This window comes from Tepidiphilus sp. J10 (assembly GCF_006980785.1).
Lineage (GTDB): Bacteria > Pseudomonadota > Gammaproteobacteria > Burkholderiales > Rhodocyclaceae > Tepidiphilus > Tepidiphilus olei.
Window position 1 is genome coordinate 207,565 of the sequence record NZ_SBHP01000001.1, and the last position, 23,699, is coordinate 231,263.

Sequence of the window (23,699 nt, forward strand, 5' to 3'; positions counted from 1 at the left end):
GGGCTTTTTCGCGCGCGATCTGCGACAATCCCGCCAAACACCGTTGCCGTTTTTTCCAGCCGGGGAGGATTGGACCCATGAATGAAATCGGCCGCTGCCGCGTCCTGCTCGTCGATGACGACGCCCGTCTGCGTGAGCTGCTCACGCGCTTCCTGCACACCCAGGGGTTCCCCGTCAAGGCCGTGGCCGACGGGGCGGCCATGGAGCGGGCGTTGGAGCGCGAGCATTTCGACATGGTCATTCTCGATCTCATGTTACCGGGCGAAGATGGGCTCACGCTGTTGCGCCGTCTGCGCCAACGTGAAGCGCCGCTCGGGGTCATCATGCTCACCGCCAAGGGTGACGAGGAAGACCGTATCCGCGGGCTGGAGCTGGGCGCGGACGATTATTTGCCCAAGCCCTTCAACCCGCGCGAACTGGTGGCGCGCATCCACGCCGTGATGCGCCGCCGCCCGCGCGAGCCGCTCGGCGCCCCGGCACCGCAGGGCGGCACGGTGGTTTTCGGCGACAACGTACTCGACCTCACCACGCGCCGCCTCACGCGCCACGGCGAGGAAATCCCGCTCACTACCGGTGAATTCGCCGTACTGCGCGTGCTCGCCGAACATCCCAACCAGCCCATGACCCGCGACAAGCTCATGGAGCTCGCCCGTGGCCGGGAGCATGGCCCCTTCGATCGCGCCATCGACGTGCAGATCAGCCGCCTGCGCCGCCTCGTCGAGCCCGATCCGGGCAAACCGCGCTACATCCAGACCGTCTGGGGCGTGGGCTACGTCTTCGTCCCCGATGCGCCTGCCGAGGAGCCCGAATCCTCGCCATGAGCGGGTCGCGTGAACAAGGGCTACGGGCACTGCTGTGCCGGGTGAGCCTCTTCTGGCAGCTTTTCGTCTCGATCACCGCGCTGCTCCTGGCTGCCGCCGCCAGCTGGTGGTGGCTGTCCTGGCAGATCGAGACGGAACAGCGTGCCAGAGACAATGCCCGGCTGATCGCCTCGGTGATCAACCTGACGCGCTCGGCGCTGCGCCACACCCCGCAGCGCTTTCAGGGCGACTTGATGATCGATTGGGTCACGCTCGAGGGCATCGCCGTCTATCCGGCCGATTTCGGCGACGAAGTCGAGCCGCTGCCCGACGACGACCCCGATCGCGCCCTGCAGGAGGAACTGCGCCGTCTGCTCGGTCCCTCCACCCAGGTGGGCAAAAGCTGGCGCGATCAGCCCGGCCTGTGGGTGTATTTCCGCCTCTCGCCGGACGATCCGCGCGGCTACTGGCTGCGTTTTCCCCCCGAACGGATCCCCCGCCCCGACCCCTGGCAATGGATGATGCTCGCCGGTGTCATCCTCGTACTGGCACTTTTGGGCGCCTTCGTCATCGCCCGCTGGATCAGCGGCCCGCTGCGCGTGCTGCGCCGCGCCGCCGAGACGGTGGCTGCCGGCGGGCAACCGACGCTCCTGCCCATGCCCGCCTCGGCCGAGCTCGCCAAGCTGGTTCTGGCTTTCAACACCATGGTCGAGCGCTTGCGGCTCAACGAGACCGAACGGGCGCTCATCCTCGCCGGCGTGTCGCACGACGTGCGCACCCCCCTCACGCGCCTGCGGCTCGCCCTGGCGCTGCTCCCCATCGACGAGCACGAAGCGCAAACGCTGGAAGCCGACCTCGACGACATCGACCGCATCGTCGGCCAATTCCTCGACTATGCCAAGGTCGACGCGCTCGCCGCCGACGAAACCTTCGATCTCAAAGCCCTCGTCGAAGAAGTCGTGGCCAAGGAACGTTTGCGCGGCACGCCCATCGAATGGAAAAGCGATGCGCCCCACGTGTTCGTACGCGCCAACCGCGCGGCCTTGCGCCGGGTGCTGGTCAACCTCATCGACAACGCAAAGAAATATGCCGGTACCGAACGCCCCATCGAGATCCTGCTCGGCGAGGATGCCGCCGTCCCCATGCTTACCGTGGCCGACCGCGGCCCAGGCATTCCCGAAGACCAGCTCGAGCGGGTGCTCGCCCCTTTTGCGCGTACCGAATCGGCCATGCGCAGCGGCGTGACGGGCTCGGGCTTGGGGCTAGCCATCGTCAAGCGCACCATCGAGGCGCTCGGCGGGCGCCTCACGCTCACCAACCGCGACGGCGGCGGGCTTGCCGTGACCCTCGAACTGCCGCCCGCACCCCCTCCGCTTCCCAACCCTTCCTCCTCGCAGGACGCCCCATGAAACTGCTTTTCGATCTCCTTCCCATTCTCGTCTTCTTTCTCGCTTATCGAGTCGCCGGACTCTTTCCCGAAGCGGTCGCTCCCTTGGGAACGATCTTGGCAGCGCCCCCTTCGACCCTGCCCCTTCTGATCGCCACTGCCGCGACGATGCTCGCGACCGTCGCCCAGATCCTGGCGTTGCGCCTGCGCGGGCGCCCCGTCGATCGCATGCTCTGGGTGAGTTTCGCTCTGGTCACGGTCCTGGGCGGGGCGACGCTCTTCCTGCACGATCCCGCCTTCATCCAGTGGAAGCCCACGGCGCTGTACTGGAGTTTCGCCGCCGCGCTCATCGGCGCCCGGCTGTTGCGCCGCAATCTGATCCGCAGCGCCATGCAGGCGCAGCTGCGACTTCCCGACCCCGTCTGGGCGCACCTCTCCGACTTGTGGAGTGGATTCTTTCTCGTGCTCGGGGCGCTCAATCTCTACGTCGCATGGAATTATTCCGAAGCGGCCTGGGTGAATTTCAAGCTCTTCGGCACCCTAGGAGCGACCGTGCTCTTCGTGCTCGCCCAATCCCTTTGGTTGTCCCGTCATCTGCAAGAGGAAAAATCCGATGCCTGAACCCGAACGTGTCGTCGCGCTGCGCCGGCGCCTGCAGACACTCGAACCGCTCGAGCTGGAGATCCACGACGATAGCGCCGCGCACGCCGGCCACGCCGGATCGGCCGGCGGCGGACATTACCGCGTGCGCATCGTCTCGCCGCGCTTCGCGGGGTTGTCCCGGGTGCAGCGCCATCGTCTGGTGTTCGCCGCCGCGGGCGATCTGATGCAGCGAGGCGTGCATGCACTGGCCATCACGGCGCTCGCCCCAGGGGAGTGAGACGTGCTTGCATTTTGCAACACGGACGCATCCACCTTTCTTCCGTCATCGGTTAAACTCCATGCTACGGTGCCCGTCACCGCGCGCCGATTCTTCATCCGTGAAAGGAAACCCATGTACGCCAAACTCCGCACTCCCGTCCGGGCCGCCGTCCTCGGGCTCGGACTCGTCGCCCTGCCCGCAATGGCCCAACACGCCGCCAAGGTCAATGGACAGCCCATTCCCCAGATCTACATGGACGTGATCATCAAGGAACAGGTCGCCCAGGGGCTGCCCGACAACGAGCAGCTGCGTCAAGCAGTCAAGGAGGAACTCATCCGCCGTGCCGTCATCGCCGAGCAGGCGAAGAAGGCGGGGCTCGACAAGAAAGCCGAAGTGAAGGCCGAAATGGAGCTCGCCCGCCAGGGCGTGCTCGTTCGCGCCTACCTCAAGGATTTCGTGGCCAAGAATCCCGTGAGCGAAGAAGAGATCAAGAACGCCTACGCGAAAATCACGGCGATGTACTCGGGCGATGAATTCCACACGCGCCACATCCTCGTGGAAAAAGAAGAGGAAGCCAAGGACATCATCGCCAAACTCGGGAAAGGCGCCTCATGGGACGAGCTGGTCAAGCAGTCGCAAGACCCGGGCAGTAAAGACAGGGGGGGCGACCTCGGCTGGGTCACGCCCGACATGTTCGTGCCCGACTTCGGCACGGCGCTGGGCAAGATGCAAAAAGGTGAGACTTCCAAGACCCCGGTCAAGACCCAGTTCGGCTACCACGTGATCCGCGTCGACGACGTGCGTCCGCAAAGCCCGCCGCCGCTCGAACAGATCCGCCCGCAGATCGAACAGCAGCTGCAGCAGCAAAAGATCCAAAATCATCTCGAAGAACTGGTCGCCAAAGCCAAGGTCGAGTAAGCGCGAGAAGTCCGCCCACGGGGCGGATTCCCCGCTCGTACCCGTTTCAGCGACCGATCAAGCCGCGGAAGATCTCCTTCACCGCGGGGACGACCGGTGGCGCTTCTTCCTTCTGCGATTCCTCTTGCGTCGGGGCGATCCGTCGCCGGATCGCCTCCTTGGCAAAATCCTTGGCCAGTTCCTCGGTCACCACCCGGTAGGAGGGCGAAGCGAGCGGCCCCGTCACTTCCAGCGGAATCGGCAACCCGAGCAGGATGGCGAGCGGTCCGTCTCGCTGCACCTCGGGCGTGGCGGCCAATCGCACCTGCAGGCGATAATCGAGCCGCGAGCGGATCAGATCCACGCGGCCGGCACCCTCGGCGGTGAAGAGCGCCGTGCGGCCGAAGAGGTCGTCGTTGCGCAACACACCGCCGGCCAGCACCCCGCTGCCGGAGAGCTCTTCGAACGGCGTGCGGTCCCTGCCGCCGCCGGTCGGCCGCTCGCCGCGCAGCACGGCCGAAGCATCGCGCAACAGCCGTTCGACGTCTACCCCTAGCACGGCCCCGTCGCGCACCTGTGCGCGCAGCGTGCCCTGGGCCGAGCGCAGCGCCTCCTCAGCCGTCAGCCCCCGCCCGCGCAGGGCAAAGTCGACGCTTCCTTGGCCGGTGAGCAAAGATTTGCCGTGCACGGCGGTGAGCAGACGCGCCACGTCGACGCCCCTGAACCCCCCTTCGCCCTGCCAGTGAGGCGACCCGGCGAGATCGTTCAGGCTCGCCTCGAGGCGCAGGGTCCCGCCGTAGGCGGTTCCGGTGAGCGCCGTCTCCACGCGATCGCCTCGCAGATCTGCCCCGAGCCGCCCTTGCAGCGCGACCTCGTCCACGCGGAGCTCGAGCGCGTCCAGGTGCAGCGCGGCGGCGTCGGCCTGCATGTCGGAAGACAGGCTCACCCGACGTAGAAGGGACGACGGCAGCTCGAGCGCCACGCCCTGCGCCTCGAGCCAAGCGCGAAGATCGAACTCCGGCACTTCCAGCCGCCCCACCCAGCGCGGCGCGTGCTGCCACTGCTCCAGCCGGCCTTCCAGGCTCATCTGGCTGAGCTTGGACAGCACCAGGGTCGCTTTCAGCGGCACCGGTGCCTCGGACGCCACCGGCCCGGCCTCGAGCGCGAGCGGCCCGAGGCGAAACGGTTGCTCGCGCTCCGCCCCATACCACAGGACATACGCCTCGCGCACCGCCACACGGCCCAAAGCAAGCGGCAGGGCGGCCGCCCGCGCCCCCGCCGGCTCGGCCGCAGGCGCGGGTTCGGCCTCGGCTCCGGACGGCGCGGCCATGGACGTCGGACGGTCGAACCGCCAGTTCTCCCGCCCGTCGGAGCGGCGCTCGAGGTGCAGGCGCACACCTTCCAGCGTGAGCGCATCCACCTCGAGCCGGCGGGAGAGCAGGGCCCAAGGGTCCACCCCGAGCGCGAGCCGATCAATCTCGGCCAGGGCGGGAGAAATGAACCCCGGCGGATTGCCCAGGCTCACCGCCTGCGCTTCGAGCGCGAGCCGGGGCCAGAGCGCGAGCTGCAACTCTCCTCGCACCTCGAGGGAACGCCCCAGGTGGGCCTGCGCCCAGCGGTCGATCTCGTCGCGGTAGCGCGCCGCATCGAAAGTGGCTACGAACACCACCAGCGCAGCCACGGCGATGGCAACGAGTGCGAGTACGCCAAGGAGCAGGCGTTTCATCATGGGACGTCCCTCTTTACCCAGGTTCAGAACATCTCCTCGTCGAGCGCAAGCACGCCGGCCGAGCCTTCGCTGACCGTCACGCCCAGGGCCGGGGCGCGGGCCAGGACATGGTCGGCATAGAAACGCGCCGTGCCGATCTTGGCCCGGTAGAACGCCGAATCTTCCGCCCCTTCGGCCAGACGCTTGGCCGCCACCAGAGCCGACAGACCGAGCTGCCAGCCGCCACAGACGATGCCGAAGAGCTCGAGCAGCGGCACCGAGACGGCATGGGCCGCTTTTGGATTGGACCCGTAGGTCTCGAGGATGTAGGCCACGCCTTTTTCCAGGGCGTCGATGCCGGCACCCAGCCGGCGCGCGAGCACGCCGAATTCCTCGCCCGGCTGGGCGCGCAGTTTCTCCGCCGCCAGGCGCATCTCTTCGATGAGCCCGCGGGCGATAACGCCTCCGTTGCGGGCGATCTTGCGGCCGATGAGATCGTTGGACTGGATCGCGGTGGTCCCTTCGTAGATGGGGGTAATGCGCGCATCCCGGTAGTGCTGCGCCGCACCCGTCTCTTCGATGAACCCCATGCCGCCATGCACCTGGATGCCGAGCGAGGCGATGGTCACCGAGTTCTCGGTGCACCAGCCCTTGACCACCGGCGTCATCAGTTCGACGAAGCCGCGGCTGCGCTGACGCACCGACTCGTCCGGATGGTGATGGGCCAGGTCGAACGCCGCCCCCACCGTATAGGCGAGCGCACGCATGGCCTCGGTCTGCGATTTCATCAGCATCAGCATGCGTCGCACGTCGGGATGGCGGATGATGGGCACGCGAGGTCCGCTCTTGACACCCACGTCGAACCCCTGGATGCGCTCCTTGGCGTAGGAGAGCGCCTTCTGATAGGCGCGCTCGGACAGCGCCAGACCTTCGAGGCCGACGGCGAAGCGCGCCTCGTTCATCATGATGAACATGTATTCGAGACCGCGGTTGGGCTCACCCACCAGGGTGCCGACCGCGCCGCCGTGGTCACCGAAGGCGAGCACGCAGGTGGGGCTGGCGTGGATGCCGAGCTTGTGTTCGATGGAAACACAGCGCACGTCGTTGCGCGCCCCCAGACTGCCGTCGGCGTTGACGAGGAATTTCGGCACGACGAAGAGCGAGATGCCCTTGACCCCCTCGGGCGCGCCGGGCAGGCGTGCGAGTACGAGGTGCACGATGTTCTCGGCCAGATCGTGTTCCCCATAGGTGATGAAAATCTTCTGGCCGTAGAGCTTGTAGGTGCCGTCGCCCACCGGCTCGGCACGGGTACGTACTGCCGAGAGGTCGGAGCCGGCCTGCGGCTCGGTGAGGTTCATCGTGCCGGTCCACTCGCCGCTTACCATCTTGGGCAGGTACATTTTCTTCTGCTCGGGCGAGCCGCACAGCATGAGGGCTTCGATCGCCCCCTGGGTGAGCATGGGGCACAGCGAGAAGGCGAGGTTCGAGCTTTTCCACAGCTCCATCACGGCGGTGGCCACCACCTTGGGCAGCCCTTGCCCGCCGAACTCGGGCGAGCAGGCGAGCGCCGTCCATCCCCCTTGGCGGAAGGCGGTATAAGCCTCTTTCCAGCCGGGCGCCGTCTTCACTTCGCCCTCCTGCCACACGGCTCCGTGCACGTCACCGACCCGATTCAGGGGGGCGAGCACTTCTTCGGCGAACTTGCCGCCCTCTTCGAGGATGGCCGCCACCACGTCGGGGCTGGCCTCCTCGCATTGCGGCAGGCGGGCGATCCGCTCGAGGCCGATCAGCTCTTCGAGCACGAAACGCATGTCTTTCAGCGGGGCACGATATTCACTCATGGATTACTCCTACAGGGTTTTCGTCGTTCGAATCCCGGAGCCTGGGCTCCGGTACCTGTTCCCTTTCCACCCCGGTCGAATGCCGGCTTCGTTTTTTCATTTGTTTTTCAGGTATCGGGCATCGTCGAAAGCCGCCACCCAGTCCGGGCGATAGACCACGAACATCGTGATCACCACCCCACTGAGCCACGATTCGGCAAAGCCCATGAGCACGAAATAAGGTGCCCAATCTTGCAGCAGATGCTCCAGGGTATAGGCTCCAGCCCCCCAAAGCACCAGGATGGCGAGCGCCCCTTCGACGAGCAGCGTCAATCCCGAACCGAAGAAGGCCACCACGAAAATGAACACGAAAAAGTGCGGCGGCAAGGAGCGTGCGATGAAGCGACGCCAAGCATCGGCGAAGACCACCGGACAGAGCGCGGTCACGAGGAAATTGAGTGCGAACGCCGGCGCGTCGAACGCGCCGTTCGCACAGACCACGGCGAGCGCCAAGCCGAGCGCCAGGGTGGCAAGCGGCGCCCCCAGCGAGAGCGTGGCGGCCATCGCCCCCAGTACGTGGAAGGTGAGCCCCGCCTCGATGCCGGCGCGGATGCTCCACAGCAGCGCTAGCCCCAGCGCCCAGCCCGCCACCAGATGGAAACGCCGGTCGTCCTTGAGCGCCTGCCATGGGGTATGGCGCCAGCTGCGCCACAGCCACAGCCCCATCAGCACCCAGGAACCGGCGATCCATTCTGCGGAAAAGAGCGCCGAAGGCAGGTTCATCGCGCCGCGTCGCTCACAGCTTCTGCGTCAGCTCCGGCACCGCCTGGAAGAGATCGGCCACCAGGCCGTAATCGGCCACCTGGAAGATGGGCGCTTCGGAATCCTTGTTGATCGCCACGATCACCTTGGAATCCTTCATGCCCGCCAGGTGCTGGATGGCTCCCGAGATGCCGATGGCGACGTAGAGCTCAGGGGCGACGATCTTGCCGGTCTGTCCCACCTGATAGTCGTTGGGGGCATAGCCCGCGTCGACGGCGGCGCGCGAAGCGCCGATGGCCGCACCGAGCTTGTCGGCGAGCGGTTCGAGCACTTCGTGGAACTTCTCCGCGCTTCCCAGGCCGCGCCCGCCGGAGACGATGATGCGGGCGTTCGTCAGTTCGGGGCGGGCCGACTTGGTCACCTCCCGGCCAACCACCTTGGTGGGCCCCGACTCGGCGATGGCCTCGATCGTTTCGATGGGCGCGTTTCCACCTTCCCCTACGGCATCGAACGCCGTACCGCGCACGGTGATCACCTTGACGGGATCGCCCGAGCGCACGGTGGCGAGCGCATTACCCGCGTAGATCGGGCGCACGAAGGTGTCGGCGTCGATCACTTTCACGATGTCGGAGATCTGCGCCACGTCCAGCAAAGCGGCGATGCGCGGGGCCACGTTCTTGCCGAAGGCCGTGGCCGGCACGAGGATGTGGGTGTATTCCTTGGCGATTTGGAGCGCCTGGGCGGCGAGCGCCTCGGCGGTGAGATCGGCGAGCGCCGGCGAATCGGCCAGCAGCACCCGGGCCACGCCTTCGAGCTTGGCCGCCTGCTCGGCGACCGCCCGGCAGCCATGGCCGGCCACCAGCACGTCGGCTGCCGCACCCAGCGCCTTGGCCGCCCCCAGGGCGTGCGCCGTGGCCGGGGCGAGTTTCTGGTTGTCGTGTTCGGCGATGACGAGAATCTTCATGGTATTGGGCTCCCCGCTCAGATCACTTTGGCTTCGTTGCGCAGTTTCTCGATGAGCTCATCGACGCTGCCGACCATCACGCCCGCCTTGCGCTTGGGCGGCTCTTCGACCTTGAGCGTGGCGAGCCGCGGCGTGACGTCTACGCCGAGCGCTTCGGGCGTGAGCGTGTCGATGGGCTTTTTCTTCGCCTTCATGATGTTGGGAAGCGTCGCGAACCGGGGTTCGTTCAGACGCAGGTCGGTGGTGATGACCGCAGGCAGCGGCAGCTCGATCGTCTCGAGGCCCCCATCGACTTCGCGCGTGACCACGGCCTTGCCTTCCGAGATCACCACCTTGGACGCGAAGGTGGCTTGCGGCCAGCCGAGCAGCGCCGCCAACATCTGACCGGTCTGGTTCGCGTCGTCGTCGATCGCCTGCTTACCGGCGATCACCAGGCCCGGTTGCTCTTTCTCCACCACGGCTTTGAGGAGCTTGGCCACCGCCAGCGGCTGCAGTTCCACATCGGTCTGCACCAGGATGCCGCGATCGGCCCCCATGGCCATGGCCGCGCGCAGGGTTTCCTGACACTGGGCCACGCCACAGCTGACGACCACGACCTCGCTCGCCACGCCCGCTTCCTTGAGCCGGATCGCCTCTTCCACGGCGATCTCATCGAAGGGGTTCATGGACATCTTGACGTTGGCGGTGTCCACGCCGCTGCCGTCGGGCTTGACGCGGATCTTGACGTTGTAATCCACCACGCGTTTGACCGGTACCAGGATCTTCATTTTTCTCCCCGAGTTGAGTATGCCATCTCGACCTCGCCCGGCCGGGCCGGGCCACCCCTTGCGGGATCGTGTTCCATACGGTATCGTATGGAATGGATTTCGTCAAGACGGCAACGGTGAACGACCCAAACCCCTCTCCTGCCGAGCGCGCCCCGCTCGATCGGTCCGCTTGGATCGAGGCGGCGATCGAACTCATCGCCAGCGAAGGGATCGCCGGGCTGCGCATCGAAACGCTGGCTCGCCGCCTGCGCGTCACCAAGGGCAGTTTCTACTGGCATTTTCGCGACCGGCGCTCGCTGCAGCAAGCGCTGCTCGAACACTGGCGCGAGGGGCGCATCCGTGACATCCACAAGCAGACCCGCGCCCTCCCCGGCCATGAGGCCGAGCAGTTGCGCCACGTGATCGACGTCTATAGCGCGAGCCGCAACCGCAAGGGCATCCTCATCGAACTCGCCATCCGCGAATGGGCGCAGCGCGACCCGGAAGTGGCCGAAGTGGTGGCCGAAGTCGATGCGATCCGGCTCGCCTGCGCCCGCGATCTGTTTCTCGCCCTGGGGCTCACGGAAGAAGAGGCCACGGCGCGGGCCACGCTCCTCTACGCCTACGTCTTCGGTTTCTCGCTCATGCACGTCGAGCGAATGCCGCAGGAAATCGAGCGCCTGAAAACGCGCATCGCCGGCTGGATCACGGGCCCCGCCGCCAACGACCCCTTGGAAAGCGGCGAGCGCTTGCATGCCGAATGAAGAATGCCGCACCTTGCACTTGCGCACCGCAGCAGGTCCTGGTGCCCGAAGTAAGTCACAGCCGGAGCACGCGGCGCGCGTTCTCGCCCGTGCGCTCGATCACCTCGGCAATGGTACAACCGCGCAGTTCGGCGAGGATCTCGGCGTAGCGCGCCAGATCGGCCGGCACGGTGCGCCGGTCTTGCGCCCAGGCGGGGGGGATGTCCGGCCCGTCGGTCTCGAGCACGATCGCCTCCCAGGGCAGCTCGGCGGCCAGTCGGCGTACCTGGCGCGACCCTTCGTAGCTCATCGTGCCGCCGAATCCCAGGACAAACCCCAGCCGCAGCGCCCGCTCGGCCTGGGCGAAGGAGCCATTGAAGGCGTGCAGGATGCCGCCGGCCACGCGGTGCTTCGCCAGGCTCTGGAGCACGTCCTCGACGGCGCGACGCACGTGCAGGATCACCGGCAGACCGAGCTTTTGGGCCAGGCGCAGCTGGGCTTCGAACCAGGGCCGCTGCACGTCGAGCGCAGGAGCGGCGACGAATCGGTCGAGCCCGATTTCCCCGATCGCCACGCAGGGGTGCGACTCGATCCAGGATTCCAGCTGTGCCATCACGGCGGCGCGCGCAGCGGGCGCATCCAAGGGGGCACCGGCGAGCGCCTCGGCGTGGCGCTGCGCCTGCGCGACATAGAGCGGATGCACGCCCCAGGCGAGCCGCGCTTCGGGAACGTCCCGGCATTTCTCCGCCTGCCGGGCAAAGCGCGCCGGCTCCACGCCCGGCACGACGAAGAGGCCGATGCCGCAAGCGCGCGCCTCGGCGAGCAAGGCGTCGCGATCGGCGTCGTATTCCTCGGCGTCCCAGTGCAGGTGGGTATCGATCAGCATCCGCGCCACTGCGGCGGGCGTTTTTCGATGAAGGCGTCGATCCCTTCGGCGGCATCCTCGGCCATCATGTTGCAGGCCATCACCTCGCCGGCGAGCTGGTAGGCCGCCTCGATCCCCATCTCCAGCTGACGGTAGAAAAGCTCTTTGCCCATGCGTACCGCCACCGGAGATTTCGCCTTGATCGAAGCGGTGAGTCGCTCTACTTCCTCGTCGAGCGCCTCCGGGGGGACGACGCGATTGACGAGGCCGCGACGATGGGCCTCCTCGGCGTCGATGAATTCTCCCGTGACCAGCATCTCGAACGCCTCCTTGCGCCCCATGTTGCGCGACAGGGCCACGGAGGGAGTCGAGCAGAACAGTCCAACGTTGATGCCGGAGACGGCAAAGCGCGCCTCGCTACTCGCCACGGCGAGGTCGCACATGCCCACGAGCTGGCAACCGGCGGCGGTGGCGATGCCATGCACGCGCGCGATCACTGGCACCGGCAGCCGGATGAGGGAGAGCATCACCTCGGAGCACAGTGCGAAGAGCCGGCGCTGAAAATCCAGCGTACGATTGGCCCGCATCTCCTTGAGATCGTGCCCGGCACAAAAGGCTTTGCCGGCACCGGCGAGCACGACCACGCGCACGTCCGGGTCCTGCGCCGAACGCACTGCCTCGCGCAAAGCTTCGAGCATGGCCCAGGAGAGCGCGTTGTACTGCTGTGGCCGGTTCAGGGTGAGGGTGAGCACGCCGTCTTCGAGCCGCGAGTGCACCAAGGGCTCGGCGGCGTTCGTGTGGGATTGGTCCATGTTCTGGTCTCCTCCGGGAAGTGGATCACGGCGCGATCCCGCGAAGGATTCGCACACTGGATCATGATACGCCAAGCTCAGCCGACGTGCGATTGCGCCGCGACATCCGGCAGCGGCGCGCGCAATCCGCCCAAAAGGAAACTCATGAGGCGCGCTTCGAGCTTGGCCGGATCGTGATCGTCGAAGGATTCGCCGGCCAGCGCTTGCAAGCCCTCGGCGCCGGCGATCGCGTAAGAAACGGCACCCAGCATGAAGTGGAAACGCCAGAAGATCTCGGCGTGCGGCACGCCCGGCAAGGAGCGGTAGAGCGCCTCGAGGTATTCGTCGGTGACGTCGCCATAATCCTTGGCGAGCACGTGACGCACGAAGGCGCTCGGATCGGTCATCGTTCGGCCCAGGAGCTGGAGGAAACGCCGGCCTCCTTCGGTACGGGCGAGCTCCAGCAACGGGGCGAAGAAGGCTTCGACGATGCGACTGGGTCGCACCGCCTTGCCCAGCGCCTCGGCGTCGCGCTGCAGCTGCGCCAGGCGACGGCGTCGCTCTTCCGTGATTTCGGCCAGGCGACGGCGAAAGATTTCCCGCAGCAAGTTTTCCTTGGAGCCGAAATGGTAATTGACCGCGGCGAGATTGACCCCTGCCCGGGCCGTGATCATGCGCATGGACGCACCCTCGAATCCATGCTCGGCGAAGAGCGCCTCGGCCGCATCCAGGATTTTCTCCCGCGTCTCGGTCCCACCGCTCTGGCGCGATTCCTTCCCCCTTTTCTTTCCGCTCACGACGGCGCCCCTTCGGTCGAAGTTTCGCCATAATGCCACGGGAAACGGCGCCGCATCTCGGATTCGATCCACTCCGCCACCAGGCGATTGACCTCGTCGACGCTCTTTCCCCGAGGATCGATCGGCGGGCCGATCGACACCAGCACTTCGCCCGGAATCTTGACGAAAGCTCCCTTGGGCCAGAATTCGCCGGCGTTGTGGGCGATCGGCACCACCGGGGCGCCCGCTGCCACGGCGAGCGCCGCCCCGCCAGCGAGATAGCGCCGCGTGTGCCCCGGCGCCACCCGGGTGCCTTCGGGGAAGATGAGCACCGAAAAGCCTTGCGTGAGCCGCTCCTTGCCCTGCTCGATCACCTGCTGCAGCGCGCCACGCCGGTCGTTGCGGTCGATGGCGATCATCGAGCAGCTGGCCAACCCCCAGCCGATGAAGGGGATGCGCAGCAGCTCCTTTTTCAGCACGAAGACGAGCCGCGGCAGGATGGCCTCCAGCACCAGCGTCTCCCAGGCCGACTGATGCTTGGCAAGGAAGACACAGGGTCGCGCCGGGATGTGCTCCCGCCCTTCCACCCGCCAGCGGATGCCGAGCACGTGCCAGATGAGGAAGGCGGTGATCTTCGCCCAGAAACTGACGATGCGATGGCGTGGCAGCGGCGGCAAGGGACGCACGGCGATCGTCACCAGCGAATAGGGCACCGTCACCAGCGTCATGAGTACGACGAAGAGGATCGACCGGATCCAGGCCGAGAGCGAAGCGCGGCGTGGGCTCATGGCGACTCCGTCAGCCGGCGGGCGACTTCGGCCAGATCCTCGGCGATGGTCACGTTCTCCGGCAGCAGGCCGCTCGCCAAGGTTTTGCGCCCCTTGCCGGTGAGCACCAGCCACGGGCGACAACCGGCGGCGACCGCCGCCTGGATATCGCGAATGCCATCGCCCACCACCGGCACTTGCGACAGATCCACGCCGAAGCGCTGTCCGATCTCGAGCAGCATCCCCGGTTTGGGTTTGCGGCAAGCACAGTTTTCCACTTCGGCATGCGGGCAGAAAAAGATGGCATGGATGCGCCCGCCGACTTCGGCGAGCCGGCGCAGCATGGTCTCGTGGATCGCGTTCAGGGTGTCCATGCCGATGAGGCCGCGCCCGATCGCCGACTGGTTGGTGGCGATCACCACGCGCCACCCCCATTGCGTGAGCTGGGCGATCGCCTCGAGCGAACCGGGTATGGGAATCCATTCCTCCGGGCTCTTGACGAACTGATCCGAATGCTCGTTGATCACCCCGTCGCGGTCGAGCACGATGAGTTTCATGACCGCCTCCTCAGGCGCCCGCCTCGCGTGCCAGCACCGACAGATCGGCCACCTGGTTCATCAACTGCCACAGTTCGCGCAACAGCGCCAGACGGTTCGCCCGCAGCAGCGGTTCGTCGCACAGCACCATCACGCGATCGAAGAAGGCATCCACCGGCGCGGCGAGCGCGGCGAGCGTGGTGAGCGCCTGAGTATAGGCCTCGTTTTCCAGGTGTGAGGCGACGTAAGGCGCCACGGCGTGCATCTTTTCGAAGAGGGCCTTTTCCTCGGGCTCGGCAAAGAGCGCCACGTCCACGTGCGCCGCGCCCTCTTCGCCCGCTTTCTTGAGCAGATTGGCGATGCGCTTGTTGGCCGTGGCGAGCGTGGCAGCCTCCGGCGCCTCGAGAAATGCGGCCACTGCCTCGAGCCGCGCCGGCACCGTGTCGATACGGCCCGGGCGCAGCGCGAGCACGGCGTCGATCGCATCGAGCGCATGCCCTGCCTCGCGCAGCCAATGACGCAGACGCTCATCGAAGAAACGGCGCAGTTTCTCGGCGGTATCGGCCGGGGCCTGAGCGCGTACCGCGGCGGGCTGTTCGACGAGCGCGCGCTCGATCGCCGCATCGAGCTCGAGGGGCAGCGGCGTCTCGATGGCGATGCGCAGCACCCCTAGCGCCGCGCGGCGCAAGCCGTAAGGATCTTTCTCGCCGGTAGGAATCTCGCCGATGGCGAAGAGCCCGGCGAGTGCGTCGAGCCGCTCGGCGAGTGCCACGATCTTCCCCACCAAGCGGCGCGGCAGCGCGTCGCCGGCAAAGCGCGGCTTGTAGTGATCCTCGATTGCCTCGGCCACGATTTCCGACTCTCCGTCGGCGAGCGCATAGTAGCGCCCCATCACACCCTGGAGCTCGGGAAATTCGCCCACCATCAGGGTGACGAGGTCACATTTCGCCAGCCTGGCCGCGCGCCGGGCGAGCGCCACGTCGGCGCCGAGCCGCTCGGCGAGCCAACTGGAGAGCACTTCCAAGCGCAGCACCCGCTCGCCCAGCGTGCCGATGCGGTTGTGATAGACGATGGCGTCCAGCCGGGGCAGGCGCGATTCCAACCGTTCCTTGCGGTCCTGCTCGTAGAAAAAGCGCGCATCGGCCAAGCGTGGGCGCACCACGCGCTGGTTGCCTTCGACGATGTTGCGGCTCTTGGGCTCGGACAGGCGCATGTTCGAAACGATGAGAAAGCGGTTGGTGAGCCGCCCCTGCGCATCGAACAAGGGGAAATATTTCTGGTTCGCCTGCATCGTCAGAATGAGGCACTCGGGCGGCACCGACAGAAACTCTTCCTCGAAGCGCCCGACGTAGACGGTGGGATGCTCGACGAGGGCGGTCACTTCGTCGAGCAGCGCCGCATGCTCGCCCAGAACGCCTCCCTCGGCGCCAGCCTTTTCGTGCAGCTGCCGTTCGATCTCGGCGCGCCGCGCGGCGAAATCGGCGATGACCTTGCCCTCGGCAAGCAGCGTCGGCTCATAGGCCTCGGCATTGGCGAGTTCGATCGCGCCGCGGCTCATGAAACGATGTCCCAATGTTTCGCGGCCAGACTCCAGGTCGAGCACCCGCCCCGGCACCACGCGCGCGCCGTGCAGCATCACCAGGCGATGCACCGGCCGCACGAATTGCGCCTCGCCCGCGCCCCAGCGCATGAGCTTGGGAATGGGCAGCGCGCGGATCGCCTCGGCGACGAGGGGGGCAAGCGCCTCGTCGAGCAGGACGCCGGCCTCCACCGTGTGCAGGTAGAGCATTTCCTGCTTGCCCTCGAGCCGCCGTTCGAGCTTGGCGGTCTGCGGCGTGAGCCCCTTGGCGGCGAGGCGCTTTTCCAGCGCGGCCGTAGGCTTGCCGGCGGCATCGTACGCCACCGCCACGGGCATCAGGCGTTCTTCTCTGGCCCGATCGGGGGCACGCTCGCGCACGCCGCCCACTTGCACCGCCAGCCGCCGAGGGCTGGCGAACCAGCGCCAGGGTGCGTCGGCATCGGCCAGGCCCCGCGCCTGCAAACGCTCGAGCACGCCGCGCCCGAAGGATTCGCCCAGCCGCGGCAGCGCCTTGGGCGGCAGCTCCTCGGTGACGAGTTCGACCAGCAGGGTTTCCCGTTCGCTCATGACTCAGGCTCCTTTCTTGGCGGTCGCGGCGAGCATGGGGAAGCCCAGCGCCTCACGGCTGGCGAGATAGGCTTGGGCCACCGCGCGGGCGAGCGCCCGGATACGCCCGATGTAGGCGGCACGCTCGGTCACCGAGATCGCCCCGCGTGCATCGAGCAGGTTGAAGGTGTGCGCGGCCTTGAGCACCATCTCGTAGGCGGGCAACACCAGCGCCGCCTCGATCAGGCGCTTGGCTTCAAGCTCGAAATGCCCGAAAAGTTCGAAGAGCAGGGGCACGTTGGAATATTCGAAGTTGTACTTCGATTGCTCCACCTCGTTCTGGTGGAAGACGTCGCCGTAGGTGACCACCCGGCCGTCGCTCGTGCGCGTCCACACCAGGTCATAGACGTTCTCCACCCCCTGCAGGTACATCGCCAGGCGCTCGAGCCCGTAGGTGATCTCGCCGAGCACCGGCCGGCAGTCCAAGCCGCCGACCTGCTGGAAGTAGGTGAATTGCGTCACCTCCATACCGTCGAGCCACACCTCCCAGCCCAGCCCCCAGGCGCCGAGCGTGGGGTTCTCCCAGTCGTCCTCGACGAAACGCACGTCGTGCTCGCGAGGGTCGATCCCCAGCGCCACGAGGCTGGCGAGGTAGCGGTCCTGGATGTCGATTGGCGAGGGTTTCAACACCACCTGGAACTGGTAGTAGTGCTGCAAGCGGTTGGGATTCTCGCCGTAGCGGCCGTCCTTGGGGCGGCGCGAGGGCTGCACGTAGGCGGCGTTCCACGGCTCGGGGCCGATGGCGCGCAGGAAAGTGGCGGTGTGTGAGGTCCCCGCGCCCACTTCGAGGTCGTAGGGCTGCAGCAGCACGCAGCCCAGCTCGGCCCAGTAGCGCTGCAGGCGCAGGATGATGTCCTGAAACGTGGGTTTTTCTTCGCTCATGGTCCGTCCGGAGGCTCGATGGCGGCGCAAAGGCGCCATTTTACGGGCTAACGCGGCGCGGCGCCAGCACGCGCCATCGCATCGGCGGATTCCTCGCCCCACCCGACCTCGAACAACCATTGCCGCCCCAAGCGGGGCCAGATCGCCGCGAGGTAGGGCGCGAAAGGCTCCGGCGGCCGGGTCGGAGCGTCCCAGCGCAATCCGTCGCAGCGGTGCGGCTCGGCGATGCGCACCTCTCCCTGCCACTGGAATGCATCGAAGAGGAACTCGATGCGGTTGGTATCGGATGCGCGATGCACCACCGCCACCGGCGTGAGCGCCTGCGCGACCACTTCGATGCCGAGTTCCTCGGTGAGCTCACGCACCGCGGCCTGGCGCAGGCTCTCGCCGTTCTCGACGTGCCCGCCCGGCAGGCTCCAGAATCCGTCGAAAAACCCCGTGCCGGCGCGGCGCAGGAAGAGCACCCGACCCTGCTCGTCGAAGAGGCGCACCTGCACCGCGGTGGGGATGGCGAAGCGCGCCGGCATCGCGCTCAAGCGTGCCCCGTACTGCCGAATCCGCCCGCCCCGCGATCGCTCGGGTCGAACGACTCCACCGCGACGAGGCGGGCATGGACCACCGGCACGATCACCAGCTGGGCGATGCGCGCGAGCGGCTCGACCACGAACGCCTCTTCGCCGCGATTCCACAGCGACACGAGGATCTCGCCCTGATAGTCCGAATCGATGAGCCCGACGAGGTTGCCCAGCACGATGCCGTGCTTGTGCCCCAGCCCCGAGCGCGGCAGGATCAGGGCCGCGAGGCCCGGATCGGCCAGATGGAGTGCGATGCCCGTGGGCACGAGCGCCGTCGCCCCAGGCTCGAGCTCGAACGGGGCGGCGATCGCCGCGCGCAGGTCCATCCCGGCAGCACCCGGCGTTGCGTACTGCGGCGGACGGGCCTTGATGCGCTCGTCGAGGAAGCGCACCTGCACTGTGACTTCGTCCTTTCCCTGCGTCTGGCCGCTCATAGATCCCCCCGCTCAACCACTGTATCGATCAGGCCGAGGCGCTGCGCCACGTGCCGCACGATGCCCCAGGCAACCTGGGCCTTGTCCGCGGTCGGCAAGGGGATGCGGCCGTTCTCGTCGTAGAGCACGACGGTGTTCTCGTCGCGCCCCATCGCCTCCTGCACCAGGTTGCCGACCACCAGCTGCAGCCCTTTCTCCCGGCGCTTGCGCTCGGCGTATTCGTCCAGATTCTCGCTCTCGGCGGCAAACCCGATGCACCAAGGCGGCTCGGGCAGCGCCGCCACCTCGGCGAGGATGTCTGGGTTACGTACCAGCTCCAGCGTGAGCCGTTCCGCCCCCTTCTTGATCTTCTGCGGCGAGACGCGCGCCGGTCGATAGTCGGCCACCGCCGCCACCGACGCGAAGATACGGTGCCCGCTCACGCGCTCCAGCACCGCCGCGCGCATCTGCTCGGCGGTGGTCACGTCCACCCGCGTCACGCCCAAGGGCGTGGGCAGGCTCACGGGGCCGGAGACGAGCGTCACCGCGGCGCCGGCCTGCGCGAACGCCTGCGCCAGCGCATAGCCCATCTTGCCGGAACTGAGATTGGTGAGCACGCGTACCGGATCGAGCGGCTCGTGCGTGGGGCCGGCCGTGAGCAGCACCGCATGACCGGAGAACCACTTCGGCGCGAAAAACGCCTCCAGCCGCGCCACGATCTCGTCGGGCTCGATCATGCGCCCCGGGCCGGTCTCGCCGCAGGCCTGTTCGCCCTCGTCCGGCCCCCAGACGAGCACGCCGTCGGCGACGAGCCGTGCCCGGTTGCGCTGCGTGGCCGGATGCAGCCACATCTGACGGTTCATCGCCGGCGCCACGGCCATCGGGCAGGCGCGCGCCAGCGCGAGCGTCGCCAGCAGATCGTCGGCCTGCCCCTGGGCGAAGCGCGCCATGGCATCGGCCGTGCAGGGCGCCACCAGCAGCAGGTCCGCCCCGCGCGTGAGATCGATGTGCGCCATGGCGTTGGCGCGTCGCTCGTCCCAAGGGTCGCACCACACCGGCCGCCCCGAGAGCGCCTGGAAGGTGGTGGGCGTGACGAAATGCGCCCCGCCCGGCGTGAGCACCACGTCGACCTGCGCTCCGGCCTTGACGAGCCGGCGCACGAGTTCGGCCGCCTTGTAGGCCGCCACCCCCCCCGTCACGCCCAGCACGATCCGCCGACCGAACAGAAAGGGCGGCGCCCCGCTTTCATTGCGCTCCATCTTCTCTCCTCTTCCCCGTTGCGCCCGGGGCGCACTTCATGGAAAATGCATCTCGTCTCGTTCGCTGCGCAGGCGCCCCATGCCCATCACCGACTGGCCAGAACAGGAACGCCCTCGCGAGAAACTGCTCGCGCGCGGCGCCGCGGCCCTCTCGGACGCCGAGCTTTTGGCGATTTTCCTCCGGGTCGGCGTACGAGGCAAGAGCGCCGTCGATCTCGCGCGCGATCTGCTCACGCACTTCGGCGGTGTGCGTGCGCTCGTCTCCGCCCGGCCCGGAGCCTTCGCCGCCGTACCTGGCGTGGGGCTGGCCAAATACGCGCAGCTCCAGGCCGCCTTCGAACTCGCTCGCCGGGCGCTGGCCGAAACCGCCCGCGAGGCCGATCTCCTCTCCGATCCCGAGAGCGTCAAGGACTGGCTGCGCCTGAGGCTCGCCGGGCTCGAGCACGAGGTCTTCTACGCCCTGCTGCTCGACAACCGCCACCGTCTGCTCGCCGCCCACGAACTCTTTCGCGGCACCGTCGACCAGACGGCCGTGCACCCGCGCGAACTCGTCAAGCTCGCTCTCGGCGCCAATGCGAGCGCCGTCATCGTCGCGCACAACCACCCCAGCGGCGCTGCCGAACCGAGCCGCGCCGACGCCGCGATCACCCGCACGCTGCGCGACGCCCTGGCGTTGGTCGACGTGCGCCTGCTCGACCATTTCATCGTCACGGCGGGAAACGTCGTCTCGCTCGCGCAACTCGGCATGCTCTGAACCCGGGGCGAAGCGACGAGTCCACCGCGCCAAAAAGAAAAATCCCATGCAAAATCTTTGAAAAGCCCTTGTCCTGCCAGTAAATGAGAACTATAATCAATCAATTCTATCCAACCGATTGCCTTCGCCCATCGCCATCCGGAGTCTTGCCATGGTTCCCGAATCCGCTCCCAAAGCCTTCCCCTTGCCCGTGGCCCCGCTTGGCAGCCGCTTGCGGATCGCCGCACTCCACGGCGGCACCGAACTCACGCGCCGTCTGACCGAGCTCGGTTTGAACGTCGGCTGCGAAATCGTGCTGCAGCAACGCGAAGGAGGAAAATTCGTCGTCAAACGCGGCGAGACGCGCTTCGCGCTCGGCGGCGGCATGGCACACAAGATCCTGGTCCAGGAATATTCCGAGGTAGCGCGCGATGCCCATGCTGCTGCGTGACCTCGCCGTGGGCGAGCGCGCCCGCGTCACCGGCTATGCGCCCGGCGGCGAATCCTATCGGCGCAAGCTCCTGGCGATGGGTCTCACGCCCGGCGCCGAGCTCGTCGTCACCCGCATCGCCCCCCTGGGCGACCCGCTCGAGATTCGCACCCGTGGATTTTCCCTGTCGCTGCGCAAGAGCGAGGCCGCCGCGGTCGAGGTAGAAAAGCTCCCATGAACGACGCCTACACCATCGCGCTCGTCGGCAACCCCAACTGCGGCAAGACCACGCTCTTCAATGCGCTCACCGGCGCCAAGCAGCGCGTGGGCAACTGGCCCGGCGTTACCGTGGAGAAGAAGACCGGCGAGTACCGTTTCGATCGGGCGAGGGTCGAAGTCGTCGACCTGCCCGGTACCTATTCGCTCGACGTCGTGGGCGAAGACGTCTCGCTCGACGAACGCATCGCCCGCGACTACGTCCTCTCCCGCCAGGCCGACCTCGTGGTGAACGTGGTCGACGCCGCCAACCTCGAGCGCAACCTCTACCTCACGCTGCAACTGGCGGAAATGCAGGTGCCGCTGCTCGTCGCGCTCAACATGATCGACGTTGCCGAGAAAAAAGGCATGAAGATCGACGTGGCGGCGCTCGCCGAGCGGCTCGGCTGCCCGGTGGTGCCGATCGTCGCCAGCGAGAAACGCGGCCTCGACGCGCTCAAACAGGCGATCGACCATGCGGTAGCCGCCCCGCCGCAACCGCGCGTCGTGCCCTATGGGGAGGAAGTGGAAACGGCGCTCGCCGAACTCGTGCCCGAGCTCGAACCGATCGCCGCGCAGAAAGGCTGGTCCCCGCGCTGGCTCGCCGTGCGGCTGCTCGAGGGCGACGCGCTCGCGCGCGCGAGCGTAGACGAACCCCTCGCCCGGCGCGCCCAAGCCCTTGCCGAGCGTTTCGGCGGCGAACTCGACATCCTCGTGGCAGACGCCCGCTATAGCCTCGCCAACGACATCGTGCATCACACCGTGCACGTTGCCGGCCAAGCCCCGGCCGACCTCACCGAGCGGATCGACCGCGTCGTGCTCAACCGCGCCCTGGGAATCCCCATCTTCCTTGTGGCGATGTACCTGATGTTCCTCTTCACGATCCGCGTGGGCGGGGCTTTCATCGACTTCTTCGATAAATTTGCCGAGGCGATCTTCGTCGATGCCTTCGACGAAGTCCTCACGGCGATCGGCGCTCCCGAATGGCTCACCGGACTGCTCGCCCATGGAGTGGGCGCCGGCATACAAACGGTAGCCACTTTCATCCCCGTGATCGGTTTTCTCTACCTTTTCCTCTCCGTGCTCGAAGATTCCGGTTATATGGCGCGCGCCGCCTTCGTCATGGATCGATTCATGCGCTGGGTGGGGCTGCCGGGCAAGAGTTTCGTGCCGCTCATCGTCGGTTTCGGCTGCAACGTGCCGGCCATCATGGCCACGCGCACGCTGGAGCATCGCCGCGACCGCCTCATGACGATCGCCATGGCTCCCCTCATGTCCTGCGGCGCACGGTTGCCCGTCTATGCGCTCTTCGCCGCCGCATTCTTTCCCACGGGCGGCGAGAACGTCATCTTCGCCCTCTACCTCATCGGCATCGCCGTGGCCGTGCTCACCGGGCTCATGCTCAAAAACACCCTGCTCAAGGGTGAGGCCACGCCCTTCATCATGGAATTGCCCCCCTACCACCTCCCCACCGCCCGCGGGGTGCTGCTGCACACCTGGGACCGTCTCAAAGGGTTCATCGTCCGTGCTGGACGGCTCATCGTTCCCATGGTCGTGGTCATCAACTTCCTCAACGCGATCGGCACCGACGGCAGCTACGGCAACGAGCACAGCGACAAATCCGTGCTCGCCGCCGTCGGCCGCACCCTCTCCCCCGTGTTCGCCCCCATGGGGCTGACCGAAGACAACTGGCCCGCCACGGTGGGCATCTTCACCGGCGTGCTCGCCAAGGAAGCCGTGATCGGTACCCTGAACGCCACCTATACGGCACTTGCCACCGAGAACACTGACACGGAAGAAGAAACCCCCTTCTCGCTACGCGAGGCGATCGCGGCGGCGTTTGCCACCATTCCGCAGAACCTCGCCGAGGCGCTCGGCTCCTGGGCCGACCCCCTGGGACTGCACAAGGCCGAGGAAGAACGCGAGGAAGTCTCGCAGGCCGCCTTCGGTGCCATGGCCGAACGATTCGACGGCGCGGTCGGAGCGTTTGCCTACCTGCTCTTCATCCTGCTCTACACTCCTTGTACCGCCGCCACCGCCGCCATCTACCACGAATCCGGCCGACGCTGGACGCTCTTCGTCGTCGCCTGGACGACCGGTATCGCCTGGGCCGCGGCAACGATTTTTTATCAGTTGGCCCGCCTGCCCCTCTCCCCGCTCACCTCCGCCGCGTGGATCGCGGGCATCGCCGCGTTCTTCGTCCTCGTCTATCTCCTCATGCGCCGCGGCGGCGCATTCCTCTCGCCGGCGGCAGCCGGAGGCGCCAAGACCGTCCGTCAGGAGGGTTCCGCATGATCCTCTCCCGCCTCACTGAGACCCTGCGCCTGCACCGCCGTGCCAGCCTCGACGATCTGGCCACGGCCCTGCAGGCCGCGCCCGAAGCGGTCGAGGCCATGCTCGCCACGCTCGAGCGCAAGGGCCGCATACGCCGTCTTCCCGCCGGCTCGTCCTGCGGCAAGAGCTGCTGCGCCTGCGACCCGAAGCGCTTGCAGATCTATGAGTGGGTCGATGCGCCCGACGTGCGTCATACGGCTTAGGCAACG

At 67.1% G+C, this 23,699-nt stretch carries 26 protein-coding genes; 11 read left to right on the forward strand and 15 right to left on the reverse strand.

Translation table 11 applies throughout. From position 1 onward, the window contains the following. Window positions 1-77 precede the first annotated feature (77 nt). The 5 genes from ompR to EPD81_RS01030 all read left to right on the forward strand — a co-directional run bounded on the left by ompR (window position 78) and on the right by EPD81_RS01030 (window position 3,967). A complete protein-coding gene (gene ompR, locus EPD81_RS01010) occupies window positions 78-821 on the forward strand; it encodes a two-component system response regulator OmpR (protein ID WP_142803585.1) in 744 nt (247 codons plus the stop codon). After that, entirely contained in the window at window positions 818-2,209 is a 1,392-nt protein-coding gene (locus EPD81_RS01015; RefSeq protein ID WP_142803586.1) for an ATP-binding protein, read from the forward strand. Before ompR ends, EPD81_RS01015 begins: the two co-directional genes overlap by 4 nt. Further along, a complete protein-coding gene (locus EPD81_RS01020) occupies window positions 2,206-2,808 on the forward strand; it encodes a septation protein A (protein WP_142803587.1) in 603 nt (200 codons plus the stop codon). The genes EPD81_RS01015 and EPD81_RS01020 overlap by 4 nt, the downstream gene beginning before the upstream one ends. Next, complete coding sequence (locus EPD81_RS01025) at window positions 2,801-3,067, forward strand: BolA family transcriptional regulator (protein ID WP_142803588.1); 267 nt, start codon at window positions 2,801-2,803, stop codon at window positions 3,065-3,067. Before EPD81_RS01020 ends, EPD81_RS01025 begins: the two co-directional genes overlap by 8 nt. Before the next feature lie 114 nt (window positions 3,068-3,181). Further along, entirely contained in the window at window positions 3,182-3,967 is a 786-nt protein-coding gene (locus tag EPD81_RS01030) for a peptidyl-prolyl cis-trans isomerase (RefSeq protein ID WP_142803589.1), read from the forward strand. A 46-nt stretch (window positions 3,968-4,013) separates the two neighbouring features. Here the strand turns inward: EPD81_RS01030 and EPD81_RS01035 are convergent, their stop codons facing one another. The 5 genes from EPD81_RS01035 to EPD81_RS01055 form a co-directional block, all read right to left on the reverse strand. Beyond that, window positions 4,014-5,675, reverse strand: coding sequence for an AsmA-like C-terminal region-containing protein (locus tag EPD81_RS01035; RefSeq protein WP_142803590.1), 1,662 nt, complete (start codon window positions 5,673-5,675; stop codon window positions 4,014-4,016). A gap of 23 nt (window positions 5,676-5,698) precedes the next feature. Continuing rightward, a complete protein-coding gene (locus tag EPD81_RS01040) occupies window positions 5,699-7,495 on the reverse strand; it encodes an acyl-CoA dehydrogenase (RefSeq protein ID WP_142803591.1) in 1,797 nt (598 codons plus the stop codon). A gap of 96 nt (window positions 7,496-7,591) precedes the next feature. Beyond that, entirely contained in the window at window positions 7,592-8,257 is a 666-nt protein-coding gene (locus EPD81_RS01045) for an energy-coupling factor ABC transporter permease (RefSeq protein WP_142803592.1), read from the reverse strand. 13 nt (window positions 8,258-8,270) lie between these two features. Continuing rightward, window positions 8,271-9,200 (reverse strand): electron transfer flavoprotein subunit alpha/FixB family protein, encoded by a 930-nt coding sequence (locus EPD81_RS01050; protein WP_142803593.1) that lies wholly within the window; start codon window positions 9,198-9,200, stop codon window positions 8,271-8,273. Window positions 9,201-9,217: 17 nt separating this feature from the next. Then, window positions 9,218-9,967: an electron transfer flavoprotein subunit beta/FixA family protein gene (locus tag EPD81_RS01055; protein WP_142803594.1), complete on the reverse strand. Its 750-nt coding sequence runs from the start codon at window positions 9,965-9,967 to the stop codon at window positions 9,218-9,220. A gap of 92 nt (window positions 9,968-10,059) precedes the next feature. Between EPD81_RS01055 and EPD81_RS01060 the strand changes: the two genes are divergently transcribed. Beyond that, window positions 10,060-10,710 carry a TetR/AcrR family transcriptional regulator gene (locus EPD81_RS01060; RefSeq protein ID WP_142803595.1) on the forward strand — a complete coding sequence of 217 codons (651 nt, stop codon included), beginning with the start codon at window positions 10,060-10,062 and terminating at the stop codon, window positions 10,708-10,710. A 55-nt stretch (window positions 10,711-10,765) separates the two neighbouring features. Here EPD81_RS01060 and EPD81_RS01065 read toward each other — a convergent pair whose 3' ends face one another. From EPD81_RS01065 to coaBC, 10 genes are all read right to left on the reverse strand, one after another. Then, a complete protein-coding gene (locus EPD81_RS01065; RefSeq protein WP_142803596.1) occupies window positions 10,766-11,575 on the reverse strand; it encodes a TatD family hydrolase in 810 nt (269 codons plus the stop codon). After that, window positions 11,569-12,366, reverse strand: a complete 798-nt coding sequence (locus tag EPD81_RS01070; RefSeq protein ID WP_142803597.1) for an enoyl-CoA hydratase — start codon at window positions 12,364-12,366, stop codon at window positions 11,569-11,571. The genes EPD81_RS01065 and EPD81_RS01070 overlap by 7 nt, the downstream gene beginning before the upstream one ends. A 77-nt stretch (window positions 12,367-12,443) precedes the next feature. Further along, the gene (locus EPD81_RS01075) at window positions 12,444-13,142 is read right to left on the reverse strand and encodes a TetR/AcrR family transcriptional regulator (protein ID WP_142803598.1); all 699 of its coding nucleotides are present in this window, start codon (window positions 13,140-13,142) and stop codon (window positions 12,444-12,446) included. Next, window positions 13,139-13,909 (reverse strand): 1-acyl-sn-glycerol-3-phosphate acyltransferase, encoded by a 771-nt coding sequence (locus tag EPD81_RS01080; RefSeq protein ID WP_142803599.1) that lies wholly within the window; start codon window positions 13,907-13,909, stop codon window positions 13,139-13,141. Before EPD81_RS01080 ends, EPD81_RS01075 begins: the two co-directional genes overlap by 4 nt. Continuing rightward, on the reverse strand, window positions 13,906-14,445 hold the full coding sequence (gene gmhB / locus EPD81_RS01085) for a D-glycero-beta-D-manno-heptose 1,7-bisphosphate 7-phosphatase (RefSeq protein ID WP_142803600.1): 540 nt from the start codon (window positions 14,443-14,445) through the stop codon (window positions 13,906-13,908). Before gmhB ends, EPD81_RS01080 begins: the two co-directional genes overlap by 4 nt. Before the next feature lie 10 nt (window positions 14,446-14,455). Continuing rightward, window positions 14,456-16,570: a glycine--tRNA ligase subunit beta gene (gene glyS / locus EPD81_RS01090; RefSeq protein WP_142803601.1), complete on the reverse strand. Its 2,115-nt coding sequence runs from the start codon at window positions 16,568-16,570 to the stop codon at window positions 14,456-14,458. Between the two features lie 3 nt (window positions 16,571-16,573). Beyond that, on the reverse strand, window positions 16,574-17,491 hold the full coding sequence (glyQ, locus tag EPD81_RS01095; protein WP_142803602.1) for a glycine--tRNA ligase subunit alpha: 918 nt from the start codon (window positions 17,489-17,491) through the stop codon (window positions 16,574-16,576). 47 nt (window positions 17,492-17,538) lie between these two features. Continuing rightward, window positions 17,539-18,018 carry an NUDIX domain-containing protein gene (locus EPD81_RS01100; RefSeq protein WP_142804223.1) on the reverse strand — a complete coding sequence of 160 codons (480 nt, stop codon included), beginning with the start codon at window positions 18,016-18,018 and terminating at the stop codon, window positions 17,539-17,541. A 5-nt stretch (window positions 18,019-18,023) separates the two neighbouring features. Next, entirely contained in the window at window positions 18,024-18,500 is a 477-nt protein-coding gene (gene dut, locus EPD81_RS01105) for a dUTP diphosphatase (RefSeq protein WP_142803603.1), read from the reverse strand. Next, entirely contained in the window at window positions 18,497-19,738 is a 1,242-nt protein-coding gene (gene coaBC, locus EPD81_RS01110) for a bifunctional phosphopantothenoylcysteine decarboxylase/phosphopantothenate--cysteine ligase CoaBC (protein ID WP_142803604.1), read from the reverse strand. Before coaBC ends, dut begins: the two co-directional genes overlap by 4 nt. Window positions 19,739-19,817: 79 nt before the next feature. Here coaBC and radC point away from each other — a divergent pair, with 79 nt between their 5' ends. From radC to EPD81_RS01135, 5 genes are all read left to right on the forward strand, one after another. Then, complete coding sequence (gene radC, locus EPD81_RS01115) at window positions 19,818-20,492, forward strand: DNA repair protein RadC (RefSeq protein ID WP_142803605.1); 675 nt, start codon at window positions 19,818-19,820, stop codon at window positions 20,490-20,492. 151 nt (window positions 20,493-20,643) lie between these two features. Beyond that, the gene (locus EPD81_RS01120) at window positions 20,644-20,922 is read left to right on the forward strand and encodes a FeoA family protein (protein WP_142803606.1); all 279 of its coding nucleotides are present in this window, start codon (window positions 20,644-20,646) and stop codon (window positions 20,920-20,922) included. Next, a complete protein-coding gene (locus tag EPD81_RS01125) occupies window positions 20,909-21,139 on the forward strand; it encodes a FeoA family protein (protein WP_142804224.1) in 231 nt (76 codons plus the stop codon). Before EPD81_RS01120 ends, EPD81_RS01125 begins: the two co-directional genes overlap by 14 nt. Beyond that, complete coding sequence (gene feoB, locus EPD81_RS01130) at window positions 21,136-23,451, forward strand: Fe(2+) transporter permease subunit FeoB (RefSeq protein WP_142803607.1); 2,316 nt, start codon at window positions 21,136-21,138, stop codon at window positions 23,449-23,451. The genes EPD81_RS01125 and feoB overlap by 4 nt, the downstream gene beginning before the upstream one ends. After that, window positions 23,448-23,693 carry a FeoC-like transcriptional regulator gene (locus EPD81_RS01135; RefSeq protein WP_142803608.1) on the forward strand — a complete coding sequence of 82 codons (246 nt, stop codon included), beginning with the start codon at window positions 23,448-23,450 and terminating at the stop codon, window positions 23,691-23,693. The genes feoB and EPD81_RS01135 overlap by 4 nt, the downstream gene beginning before the upstream one ends. The last annotated feature ends 6 nt before the right edge of the window (window positions 23,694-23,699 follow it).

Coding starts and splice junctions, on each gene's coding strand:
- ompR (WP_142803585.1), top strand. CDS start 78: ATGAATGAAATCGGCCGCTGCCGCGTCCTGCTCGTCGATGACGACGCC.
- EPD81_RS01015 (WP_142803586.1), top strand. CDS start 818: ATGAGCGGGTCGCGTGAACAAGGGCTACGGGCACTGCTGTGCCGGGTG.
- EPD81_RS01020 (WP_142803587.1), top strand. CDS start 2,206: ATGAAACTGCTTTTCGATCTCCTTCCCATTCTCGTCTTCTTTCTCGCT.
- EPD81_RS01025 (WP_142803588.1), top strand. CDS start 2,801: ATGCCTGAACCCGAACGTGTCGTCGCGCTGCGCCGGCGCCTGCAGACA.
- EPD81_RS01030 (WP_142803589.1), top strand. CDS start 3,182: ATGTACGCCAAACTCCGCACTCCCGTCCGGGCCGCCGTCCTCGGGCTC.
- EPD81_RS01035 (WP_142803590.1), bottom strand. CDS start 5,675: ATGATGAAACGCCTGCTCCTTGGCGTACTCGCACTCGTTGCCATCGCC.
- EPD81_RS01040 (WP_142803591.1), bottom strand. CDS start 7,495: ATGAGTGAATATCGTGCCCCGCTGAAAGACATGCGTTTCGTGCTCGAA.
- EPD81_RS01045 (WP_142803592.1), bottom strand. CDS start 8,257: ATGAACCTGCCTTCGGCGCTCTTTTCCGCAGAATGGATCGCCGGTTCC.
- EPD81_RS01050 (WP_142803593.1), bottom strand. CDS start 9,200: ATGAAGATTCTCGTCATCGCCGAACACGACAACCAGAAACTCGCCCCG.
- EPD81_RS01055 (WP_142803594.1), bottom strand. CDS start 9,967: ATGAAGATCCTGGTACCGGTCAAACGCGTGGTGGATTACAACGTCAAG.
- EPD81_RS01060 (WP_142803595.1), top strand. CDS start 10,060: ATGGATTTCGTCAAGACGGCAACGGTGAACGACCCAAACCCCTCTCCT.
- EPD81_RS01065 (WP_142803596.1), bottom strand. CDS start 11,575: ATGCTGATCGATACCCACCTGCACTGGGACGCCGAGGAATACGACGCC.
- EPD81_RS01070 (WP_142803597.1), bottom strand. CDS start 12,366: ATGGACCAATCCCACACGAACGCCGCCGAGCCCTTGGTGCACTCGCGG.
- EPD81_RS01080 (WP_142803599.1), bottom strand. CDS start 13,909: ATGAGCCCACGCCGCGCTTCGCTCTCGGCCTGGATCCGGTCGATCCTC.
- gmhB (WP_142803600.1), bottom strand. CDS start 14,445: ATGAAACTCATCGTGCTCGACCGCGACGGGGTGATCAACGAGCATTCG.
- glyS (WP_142803601.1), bottom strand. CDS start 16,570: ATGAGCGAACGGGAAACCCTGCTGGTCGAACTCGTCACCGAGGAGCTG.
- glyQ (WP_142803602.1), bottom strand. CDS start 17,491: ATGAGCGAAGAAAAACCCACGTTTCAGGACATCATCCTGCGCCTGCAG.
- EPD81_RS01100 (WP_142804223.1), bottom strand. CDS start 18,018: ATGCCGGCGCGCTTCGCCATCCCCACCGCGGTGCAGGTGCGCCTCTTC.
- dut (WP_142803603.1), bottom strand. CDS start 18,500: ATGAGCGGCCAGACGCAGGGAAAGGACGAAGTCACAGTGCAGGTGCGC.
- coaBC (WP_142803604.1), bottom strand. CDS start 19,738: ATGGAGCGCAATGAAAGCGGGGCGCCGCCCTTTCTGTTCGGTCGGCGG.
- radC (WP_142803605.1), top strand. CDS start 19,818: ATGCCCATCACCGACTGGCCAGAACAGGAACGCCCTCGCGAGAAACTG.
- EPD81_RS01120 (WP_142803606.1), top strand. CDS start 20,644: ATGGTTCCCGAATCCGCTCCCAAAGCCTTCCCCTTGCCCGTGGCCCCG.
- EPD81_RS01125 (WP_142804224.1), top strand. CDS start 20,909: ATGCTGCTGCGTGACCTCGCCGTGGGCGAGCGCGCCCGCGTCACCGGC.
- feoB (WP_142803607.1), top strand. CDS start 21,136: ATGAACGACGCCTACACCATCGCGCTCGTCGGCAACCCCAACTGCGGC.
- EPD81_RS01135 (WP_142803608.1), top strand. CDS start 23,448: ATGATCCTCTCCCGCCTCACTGAGACCCTGCGCCTGCACCGCCGTGCC.